We start from the raw sequence: 9,802 nt of genomic DNA, 5'->3' as shown, positions 1-9,802 counted from the left end.
TGGAAGCCTCCGGTCCCTTCGGCAGGCTCGGGGATCTCGCGCCGTTGGGTGTGGCGGAGGTGGCTGAGCGTGTCGAAGCCTCCGGTCCCTTCGGCAGGCTCGGGGATCTCGCGCGGTTGGGTGTGGCGGAGGTGGTTGAGCGTGTGGAAGCCTCCGGTCCCTTCGGCAGGCTCGGGGACGTCGCGCGGCTGGGTGTGGCGGTGTGGCGGAGGTGGCTGAGCTTGTCGAAGCCTCCGGTCCCTCCAGCGAGCCCGGACAGTCGCAGGGTGAGAACCCCGCCCTGCCGCTCACCGCACCGTTCACGCCGTTCACCGCACGATCGACGGATGCCACGGCCTCGGGCGCGCGGCATCCGGTTCACTATGCGAGTCCGCAACGCCGCGAGCAGGAGACAACATGAGCGCTTCCGTGGACGACGACGTCGTCACCGACCCGACCCTTCCCCCGGTCGCCGTTCCGCCCGAGAAGCTCCGGAGCAAATGGACCCCCGCGAAGATCGCGCTGTGGGTCGCGATCGCGCTGCTGGGCGGCCTCGCCTGGACGATGCTCGCGATCGTGCGCGGAGAGACGGTGAACGCGATCTGGTTCGTGTTCGCCGCCGTCTGCACGTACCTCATCGGGTATCGCTTCTACTCGAAGGTGATCGAGCGCTACATCACGCGCCCGGACGACCGTCGAGCGACCCCCGCCGAGCGCAAGCAGGACGGCAAGGACTACGTCCCCACCGACCGTCGTGTGCTCTACGGCCACCACTTCGCCGCGATCGCCGGCGCCGGTCCCCTGGTCGGGCCCGTGCTCGCCGCGCAGATGGGCTACCTCCCCGGCACGATCTGGATCATCGTCGGCGTGATCCTCGCCGGCGCGGTGCAGGACTACCTCGTCCTCTTCTTCTCGATGCGCCGGGGCGGCCGCACGATCGGGCAGATGGCGCGAGACGAGCTGGGCAAGATCGGCGGCACCGCCGCGATCCTCGCGAGCCTGCTGATCATGCTGATCATCGTCGCGATCCTCGCGCTCGTCGTCGTCAACGCGCTCGGCGAGAGCCCGTGGGGCGTCTTCAGCGTCTCGATGACGATCCCGATCGCGCTGTTCATGGGTCTCTACCTGCGTTACATCCGCCCGGGTCGCATCACCGAGATCTCGATCATCGGTTTCGTCCTGCTGATCGGGGCGATCATCGCCGGCGGCTGGGTCGCCTCGACCGAGTGGGGATACGCCGCCTTCCACCTCGACCGCTCCGTCATCGCCTGGGGCATCATCATCTACGGCTTCGTCGCGGCGGTGCTGCCGGTGTGGCTGCTCCTCGCTCCCCGTGACTACCTCTCGACCTTCATGAAGGTCGGCGTCATCGTGATGCTGGCGGGGGCGATCGTGCTCGTGCGCCCCGAGATCTCGGTGCCCGCGTTCAGCGAGTTCGCCGGCGGACAGACCGGACCGGTGTTCAGCGGCCCCATCTTCCCGTTCCTCTTCGTCACGATCGCGTGCGGCGCGTTGAGTGGATTCCACGCGCTCATCGCCTCGGGAACGACGCCCAAGCTCGTCGAGAAGGAGCGTCAGACGCGCTTCATCGGCTACGGCGGCATGCTCATGGAGTCGTTCGTCGCGATCATGGCGCTCGTCGCCGCCCTCTCGATCGACCGCGGCATCTACTTCGCGATGAACGCCTCGCCGGCGGCCACCCTGGGCACGGTCGAAGGTGCCGTCGCGTTCGTGAACGGGCTGGGGCTCGCGGGCGTCAATCTGACGCCCGACATGCTCACGACCACGGCCGCGGCCGTCGGTGAGACCTCGATCGTCTCGCGCACCGGCGGCGCCCCGACCCTCGCGCTCGGCCTCGCGCACATCATGCAGCAGGCCCTCGGCGGTCAGGCGATGATGGCGTTCTGGTACCACTTCGCCATCATGTTCGAGGCCCTGTTCATCCTCACGGCGGTGGATGCCGGAACCCGCGTCGCCCGCTTCATGCTCCAGGACTCGATCGGCACCGTCCTCCTGAAGTTCAAGGATCTGTCGTGGCGCCCCGGCGTCTGGATCTGCACGGCGGTCATGGTCGCGGGATGGGGATCGATCCTGATCCTCGGTGTCACCGATCCGCTCGGCGGCATCAACACGTTCTTCCCGCTGTTCGGCATCGCCAACCAGCTGCTCGCGGCGATCGCGCTCGCCGTGGTGCTCGCGATCGTCGCGAAGCGCGGCCGGTCTTACTTCCGCTGGCTGTGGATCGTCGCCCTGCCCCTGGCTTTCGCCGCGGTCGTCACGATCACGGCGTCGATGTACAAGATCTTCTCGCCGGTTCCGGCGGTGGGGTACTGGGCGAACCACTTCGCGTTCCGCGACGCGCTGGCCGCGGGCAAGACCGAGTTCGGCACCGCGAAGACGGTCGCGGCGATGGAAGCGGTCGTGCGCAACACGTTCGTGCAGGGCGTGCTGTCGGTGATCTTCGTCACGCTCGCGATCGTCGTGATCGTCATGGCCGTCATCGTGACGATCAAGGCCCTGCGGAACGGCGGCGGTGCCGACCTCGAGGACGCCCCCGTGGCATCCCGTCGCTTCGCCCCCGCTGGCTTCCTCGCCACGAAGCCCGAGCGCGAGATCGAGAAGGAGTGGGAAGCCCTGCCGGCCGACCACCCCGACCGTCCGACCGCGTCGGCGCACCACTGAGGTCGTCATGGCTCTGGTGCGCGCGGAATCCGGTTCGGCCCTCGCCCGCGTGGGGGCGCGCCTCGCGCGGCTCGCGCGTGGCATCCGGTGGTACGTGACGACGCTCATGGGCGACCGCGCCTATGACGTGTACGTCGCGCACCACCGGGTGCACCACCCGGGCGAGTCGCCTTTGACCGAACGGCAGTTCTGGCGGCAGCGGGCGGCGGATCAGGATGCCAATCCCGGCGCGCGCTGCTGCTGACTAGGCTGCGACCATGCTCGACGCACCGCTGCTCGCCGGGGCTGCGGGGGTCGTCGTCGGTGCGGCGCTGACCCTCGCGCTCGTCTTCGCGCGCCGCTTCGCGCTCGCGCCGCGCGACCTGGGGAGCGACGCCGAGCGGGCGACGCACCGAACCCTGCACCTCGCCGCCGCAGCGGCATCCGCCCTCCGCGGGGGACGGGAAGAACCGGATGCCGCCCGCGCGGCCAAGCATCTGAGGACGCTCCTCGCCGCCGACGCGGTGGCGATCGTCGACGCGACCGCGGATCGGGTCGCGCTGGACGGCCCTGAGACGCTGACGGCGTCGGCGCGCCGCATCGCTGCGCGCGTGCGCGAGACCGGACGCCGACAGGTGTTCACCGAGAGCGACGGCGATGCCGTGGGGGCGCCGATCGTCGTGGACGGGCGCGTCTGGGGCGCCGTGACCGCCTTCGCGTCGCCCGTGCGCGGACCGCTCGTGCGGGCGACGGGCGATGTCGCGCAGTGGTGCGCGGCGCAGCTCGAGCTCGCGGGTCTCGACGCCTCGCGCGCGGCGCTCGCCGAGGCGGAGCTGCGCGCCCTGCGGGCGCAGATCAGTCCGCACTTCATCTACAACGCGCTCACCGCGATCGCCTCGTTCATCTCGACCGATCCGCCACGCGCTCGCGACCTCGTCCTCGAGTTCGCCGACTTCACGCGGTACTCGTTTCGCCGTCAGGGGGAGTTCACGACGCTCGCCGAAGAGCTGCGCAGCATCCACTCGTACCTCGAGCTCGAACGCGCCCGGTTCGGGGACCGCCTGTCGGTGCGCCTGCGGATCGCTCCCGAGACCCTCGCGACGGTCATCCCGTTCCTGTCCGTCCAGCCCCTCGTCGAGAACGCCGTGCGGCACGGCCTCGAACCGGGGAGCGCGGCGGGATCATCACGGTGACCTCGATCGACGACGGCACGCACACCGAGGTCGTGGTCGACGACGACGGGGTCGGCATGGACCCCGAGGAGCTCGCGACCCTGCTCGACCTCGATGCGACGTCGACCCACGTGGGGCTGCGCAACGTCGATGCGCGACTGCGCCAGCTCTACGGACCCGCCGGCGGTCTCGTGGTCGAGACGAACGTCGGCTCGGGAACGGCCGTGCGCCTGCGGGTGCCGAAGTCGCAGCCGCGACACGAGACGGCGCTGCCGTGAGCGTCGCGGTCCTGGTCGCCGACGACGAGGCGCCGGCGCGCGCCGAGCTGGTCGCGCTGCTCTCGGCCGACCCGCGCGTGGCCGAGGTGCACGCGGCGGCGAGCGGGGCCGAGGCCCTGCGCATCCTCGACAGGGTCGACGTCGCGGCGGCGTTCCTCGACATCCACATGCCGGGGCTCTCGGGGTTCGACCTCGCTCGCGCTCTGGCGCGCCTGCGCGAGCGCCCCGCGATCGTCTTCGTCACCGCCGACGATGCCGGGGCCGTCGAGGCGTTCGACGTCGAGGCCGTCGACTTCGTGCTGAAACCCGTCCGTGTCGAACGTCTCTACCGATCGCTCGGGCGCGCCCTCGCGGCGCGCGCGGACGCCAACGCAGACGACGACGAGACGATCGCGGTCAGTATCGGGTCGACGACGCGCCTGGTTCGTCGTGCCGAGATCCGCTGGGTCCAGGCCAGTGGCGACTACTCGCGCCTCTACACCCCGACCTGCGACCACCTGGTGCGCCTGCCGCTGTCCGATCTCGCCGATCGCTGGGCGCACGCCGGCTTCGTCCGCGTGCACCGGTCGTACCTCGTGCACCGGGATGCCATCGTCGAGGTGCGCCTGTCGGGTGCGGCGCCGTCGGTGGTCCTGGCCGAGATCGAGCTCCCGGTCAGCCGGCGGCTCGTCCCGTCGGTGCGCGACGCTCTGCTGCGGTGAGGGCGGTGTATGCGCTGTGCCCGCGCGGGGTGTGCGCGGGGCCGTGCCGGTGCCGGGCGGTGTCGGCGTGGCGCGGGCCGGTGCGGGGCTGCGACGGCGGGGCGGTGCCGGCGCGGGGAGGGGATCCAGGGAAGGGAGGACCGCCCGCGGGCTGTGGCATCCTCCCTTCCCTGGATCTCCTCCGCTGACGCGTCGCCAGCCGGGCCCGCGAGTCCCATCGCGGCCTCCTACCCCCGCGCGCGGTGCCGGCGCACGGCCGCGCGATTCGCGCAGCGCACCGAGCAGTACCGCTGACGTCCGTTGCGCGTGACGTCGACGACGACGTTGACGCAGGGCTCCGCCGCGCAGCGGCCGAGGCGATCCTGCCCGCGCGTGACGAGGTGCAGCGCGGTGCCGACCGAGATGACCGCGGCGAGCACGCGCGGAAGGGCGTCGTTCTCGTCGCGGTAGTGCAGGTGCCAGCCTTCGCCGTTGTGGTTGGTGAGCCGGGGGTAGGCCGTGACCTCGGCCATCTGGGCGTTGAGCAGAGCGGCGCGGGCGTCGTGATCGGGCTCATCGACGACCCGCAACCACGCGTCGATGACCTCGCGCGTGCGCTCGTGATCGTCGGTGCCGACGGGGAACTCCATCGACATGCCCAGATCCCTCGCCCTCTCCTCCACGCCGTCGCGGTCGGCGGGCCAGTCGTTCGCGAGCGACGCGGCGAGCAGGACCGCGTACTCGCCGTAAGGGTTGAGATGCATAAGGGCATTACAGCACGCTGGCTCCATGAGCGCCCCCGACACCCTCTCGCTTCCCGTCACGGCATCCGTCCACGAACACGCGTGGGTCACCGAATCGGTGCACGCGACGAGCGAGGGGCGCGTGCGCTACGTGCGGTGCACCGGATGCCGCGCCCGTCGCGTCGACCTCGACCCCGCCGCCGCGACGCCCCCGGTCCCGCTGTCCCGCGAGGTGTGAGAACGGGAGGACGCGCATCGACGCCGACCGCCCCGGATGCCACGATGGGAGGCCATGACCGAAGAGACGCCGCGCCTTCCGCGCGTCCGGGTCACGGCATCCGGATCCGCTCGGGTGCCGCGCCCGGCGACGCGCGGCTTCGCGCTGCCGGGACACGCCCCTGACGAGGCCGACGACGTGTTCTCCCGGGGGCTCGTGCGGGCGCAGCTACGGCTCGCGATCGGCTGCGTCGCCGCGTTCCTCGTCGTCGCGGGGGCATTCGCGGTGGCGATCGCGGCGCTCCCCGCGCTGGGTGACCCCGTGCTGTTCGGCGTGCCCCTGTCGTGGCTCGCGCAGGCGTACGGCTTCTATCCGCTGATCCTCGTCTTCGCGCTCATCTTCGTCCGCGCGGCGGCGCGCAACGAACGGCGCTATCGCCATCTCGCCGACCCCGGATCCGACGCGTGAACCCGGTGTTCGATCTCGCCGCGGTGGGGCTGCTGATCGTCGTCACCGCGGTGCTGGGCTTCTCGGGCGTGCGCCTGTCGCGCACGACGGGAGACTTCTTCGTTGCGTCGCGCAGCGTCGGAAGCGTGTGGAATGCCTCCGCGATCAGCGGCGAGTACCTCTCGGCCGGCACGTTCCTGGGGCTCGCGGGCCTGGTGCTGCTCTCGGGCTCCGAGGGGTTCTGGTTCCCGATCGGGTACGCGGCCGGGTATCTGCTCGTCCTGCTTTTCGTCGCCGCGCCGCTCCGGCGCAGCGGCGCGTACACGATCCCCGACTTCGTCGAGGCGCGGCTCGAATCGCGCGCGGCCCGGCGGATCACGAGTGTCGTCGTGCTGATGATCGGCTGGTTGTACATCGTGCCGCAGCTGCACGGAGCGAGCCTGGCTCTCGGGGTGGTGGCCGACGTGCCCGACTGGACCGGTGCCGTGGTCGTGGCCACCCTCGTCGCCGGGATCGTCGCCGCGGGAGGCATGCGGGCGATCACCGCCGTCCAGGCCTTCCAGTACTGGCTCAAGCTCACCGCGCTGCTCGTGCCCGCGGTGTTCCTCCTCGTCGTGCTGTCGCAGGGCGGGCGCGACCTCGATCCGGCAGTGATCTTCCCCGCCGACTACGGTCCCGGTGCCGTCGACACCTACGCGACGGTGTCGCTGCTGCTCGCCCTCCTGCTCGGGACGATCGGGCTCCCGCACGTGCTCGTGCGCTTCTACACGAGCCCGAACGGCGGGTCGGCCCGACGCACGACCGTCGTCGTCATCGTGCTCATCGGCGCGTTCTACGCCGTGTCGTCGACGATGGGACTCATCGCGCGGGTGGTGGCACCCGATCTGGCGGTGCGCGGTCTCGCCGACACGGTCGTCCTCGCGCTGCCTTCGCGCCTCCTCCCCGGCGTGGTGGGCGAGCTGCTCACGGCGCTCATCGTCGCGGGAGCCTTCGCCGCCTTCCTCGCGACCTCGTCGGGTCTGGTCGTCTCGCTCGCGGGCGTCGTCAGCCAGGACGTGTTCGGCGGCAGCGTCCGTTCGTTCCGTCTGTCGGCGGTGCTGTGCACGGTGGTGCCCCTCGCGGTCGCGTTGCTGACCGAACCCGCGGGTCTCGTGTCGAGTGTCGGCGCGGTGTTCGTGTTCGCGGCGTCCACGCTCTCGCCCGTTCTCCTTCTCGGGGTCTGGTGGCCGCGTCTGACGGCGCGGGGCGCGGTCGCGGGCATGGTGGTGGGCGCGGTCGCGTGCGGCGCGGCGTTCGTGGCCGGAGGGATGATCCCGGATGCCGGGGGCTGGGGCGCCGTCCTCGCTCAGCCTGCGGCCTGGACGATCCCGTTGACCACCGCCGTGATCGTGGCGGTGTCGCTGAGCGATCGCGCGGGGGTTCCGTTCCGCGTCGAACGCTACCTGGCACGTCTGCACACCCCGGATTCCTGAGGCTCCCTCCACAGATACCCGGACGGGCCCGCGCGGGTGTCGGTGCCCCGGGTTACCGTGGACGGGTGACTTCTTCCGGCGCCGCCCCCGAGCCCTACGCCGACGCGCCGCCCGAGCCGTTCGGCGGGTATGACGACCCCTACGCCGACGTCGACTGGGACCCCGATCTCTTCGCCCCGCCTGACGACCTCGACGCTCCGCCGCCGCCCGTCGACCCCACCTCCGCCTTCGCGCGCGCCGCGGCCGCGACCGGCACCGCGCGCGAACTCCCGGCGGTGCGCGACTTCACCGGTCGCGACCCGCGCGAGGTCCTTCACGAGGTCTACGGGTACGACGCCTTCCGCGGCGACCAGGCCGACATCGTGCAGCACGTCGTCGACGGGGGAGACGCTGTCGTGCTCATGCCCACCGGCGGAGGCAAGAGCGTCACGTACCAGGTGCCCGCGCTCGTGCGGCCGGGCACCGGACTCGTCGTCAGCCCCCTGATCGCGCTCATGCACGACCAGGTCGAAGCGCTCATCGCCAACGGCGTGCGCGCGGGGTACCTCAACTCGACGCAGGCCCCGGCCGAGCGCCAGGCGGTCGAGCAGGCGTACCTCGCGGGCGAGCTCGACCTGCTCTACGTCGCCCCCGAGCGACTGAACGGCGCTCAGACGCTCGGGTTGCTCTCGCGCGGTCGTCTGAGCGTGATCGCGATCGACGAAGCGCACTGCGTGTCGCAGTGGGGTCACGACTTCCGTCCCGACTACCTCGCGCTCGGCGATCTGGCCGACCGCTTCCCCGGGGTGCCGCGCATGGCGCTCACGGCCACGGCGACCCCGGCCACCGCGCAAGAGATCGTCGAACGGCTGCGGCTGCGCGACGCCCGCGGCTTCGTCGCGAGCTTCGATCGGCCCAACATCCAGTACCGCATCGACGCCAAGGTCGATCCCCGGCGCCAGCTCGTGCAGTTCATCAAGAGTCAGCCCGAGGGCTCTGCGGGCATCGTCTACGCACTGAGCCGCAAGAGCGTCGAGCAGACGGCGACCTATCTCTCGACGCAGGGGCTCGACGCCCTGCCGTATCACGCGGGTCTCCACGCCTCCGTGCGCGCCGCGAACCAGTCCCGGTTCTTGCGCGAAGACGGGGTGATCATGGTCGCGACGATCGCGTTCGGCATGGGCATCGACAAGCCCGACGTGCGCTTCGTCGCCCACATCGACCTGCCCAAGTCGGTCGAGGGCTACTACCAAGAGACCGGCCGCGCCGGCCGCGACGGCGACCCCTCGGTCGTGTGGATGGCCTACGGCCTCGGCGACGTGGTGCAGCAGCGCCGCATGATCGACCAGTCACCGGGCGATCGCTCCTACAAGATGCGACTCGGCCAGCACCTCGACGCCATGCTCGCCCTGTGCGAGACGGTCGGATGCCGCCGCCAGAACCTCCTCGACTACTTCGGGCAGAAGTCCGAACCGTGCGGCAACTGCGACACGTGCCTCACCCCGCCCGACACGTGGGACGGTCTGATCGCCGCGCAGAAGCTGCTGTCGACCATCGTTCGCCTACAGCGCGAGCGCGGTCAGGCGTTCGGAGCGGGGCACCTGATCGACATCCTCCGCGGCGCGAAGACCGAGCGCATCTCCCAGCAGGGGCACGATCGGCTCAGCACCTACGGGCTCGGCGCCGACCTCTCCGATCAGGACTGGCGAAGTGTCATCCGTCAGCTGCTCGCCCGGGGAATCATCGTCGCACAGGGCGACTACGGCACCCTCGCGCTGAGCGAGGCGTCGGCGGGCGTGCTGCGCGGGGAGACCCCGGTGCCGCTCCGCCGCGACGTCCTGGGTCGCAGCGGCGGGGGCTCCTCGCGCCCGCGGACCTCGGGCGCCGACGACGTGGCCCCCGACGACCGCGGCCTCTTCGAGGCCCTGCGCGCGTGGCGCGCCGAGAAGGCCCGCGAACAGGGCGTTCCGGCGTACATCGTCTTCGGCGACGCCACGCTCCGGGCCATCGCCGCCGCGCGCCCCGCGTCGATCGGCGACCTCGACGGCATCACCGGCATCGGCGCCAAGAAGCGCGAGGCGTACGGCGACGGCATCCTGACGGTGGTCGCCGCGAACTGACGCGGGGGCCCCGGTCCCTTCGACGAGCTCAGGAACCTTGTCGTGGGGTGGTCC

The 9,802-nt window shown here is 71.3% G+C and carries 9 protein-coding genes and 1 pseudogene; 9 read left to right on the top strand and 1 reads right to left on the bottom strand.

All coding sequences use genetic code 11. From position 1 onward, the window contains the following. Positions 1-211: 211 nt before the first annotated feature. The 5 genes and pseudogenes from P2P98_RS13640 (at position 212) to P2P98_RS13620 (ending at position 4,791) form a co-directional block, all read left to right on the top strand. A complete protein-coding gene (locus tag P2P98_RS13640; protein WP_275800569.1) occupies positions 212-400 on the top strand; it encodes a hypothetical protein in 189 nt (62 codons plus the stop codon). After that, positions 397-2,661, top strand: a complete 2,265-nt coding sequence (locus P2P98_RS13635; protein WP_275800567.1) for a carbon starvation CstA family protein — start codon at positions 397-399, stop codon at positions 2,659-2,661. The genes P2P98_RS13640 and P2P98_RS13635 overlap by 4 nt, the downstream gene beginning before the upstream one ends. A gap of 7 nt (positions 2,662-2,668) precedes the next feature. Beyond that, a complete protein-coding gene (locus tag P2P98_RS13630; RefSeq protein ID WP_275800565.1) occupies positions 2,669-2,905 on the top strand; it encodes a YbdD/YjiX family protein in 237 nt (78 codons plus the stop codon). 13 nt (positions 2,906-2,918) lie between these two features. Then, positions 2,919-4,090, top strand: a pseudogene (locus P2P98_RS13625) (histidine kinase). Continuing rightward, positions 4,087-4,791 carry a LytTR family DNA-binding domain-containing protein gene (locus P2P98_RS13620; protein WP_275800563.1) on the top strand — a complete coding sequence of 235 codons (705 nt, stop codon included), beginning with the start codon at positions 4,087-4,089 and terminating at the stop codon, positions 4,789-4,791. Before P2P98_RS13625 ends, P2P98_RS13620 begins: the two are co-directional and overlap by 4 nt. A 227-nt stretch (positions 4,792-5,018) precedes the next feature. On the opposite strand, the gene P2P98_RS13615 is transcribed toward P2P98_RS13620, so the two are convergent. Continuing rightward, positions 5,019-5,534, bottom strand: coding sequence for a CGNR zinc finger domain-containing protein (locus P2P98_RS13615; RefSeq protein WP_275800562.1), 516 nt, complete (start codon positions 5,532-5,534; stop codon positions 5,019-5,021). A gap of 25 nt (positions 5,535-5,559) precedes the next feature. On the opposite strand from P2P98_RS13615, the gene P2P98_RS13610 reads away from it, so the two are divergent. The 4 genes from P2P98_RS13610 (at position 5,560) to recQ (ending at position 9,748) form a co-directional block, all read left to right on the top strand. Beyond that, entirely contained in the window at positions 5,560-5,751 is a 192-nt protein-coding gene (locus P2P98_RS13610; protein ID WP_058597577.1) for a hypothetical protein, read from the top strand. Between the two features lie 54 nt (positions 5,752-5,805). Beyond that, on the top strand, positions 5,806-6,198 hold the full coding sequence (locus tag P2P98_RS13605) for a heavy metal transporter (protein ID WP_275800560.1): 393 nt from the start codon (positions 5,806-5,808) through the stop codon (positions 6,196-6,198). Continuing rightward, on the top strand, positions 6,195-7,649 hold the full coding sequence (locus P2P98_RS13600; protein ID WP_275800558.1) for a cation acetate symporter: 1,455 nt from the start codon (positions 6,195-6,197) through the stop codon (positions 7,647-7,649). Before P2P98_RS13605 ends, P2P98_RS13600 begins: the two co-directional genes overlap by 4 nt. A 65-nt stretch (positions 7,650-7,714) precedes the next feature. Beyond that, complete coding sequence (gene recQ, locus P2P98_RS13595) at positions 7,715-9,748, top strand: DNA helicase RecQ (protein WP_275800557.1); 2,034 nt, start codon at positions 7,715-7,717, stop codon at positions 9,746-9,748. Positions 9,749-9,802 lie beyond the last annotated feature (54 nt).

Origin of the sequence: Microbacterium sp. Kw_RZR3 (assembly GCF_029222405.1) — a bacterium.
Classification (GTDB): Bacteria; Actinomycetota; Actinomycetes; order Actinomycetales; family Microbacteriaceae; genus Microbacterium.
The sequence above is the reverse complement of the archived record's forward strand: the minus strand, read 5'-3'. Positions and strand labels throughout refer to the sequence as shown.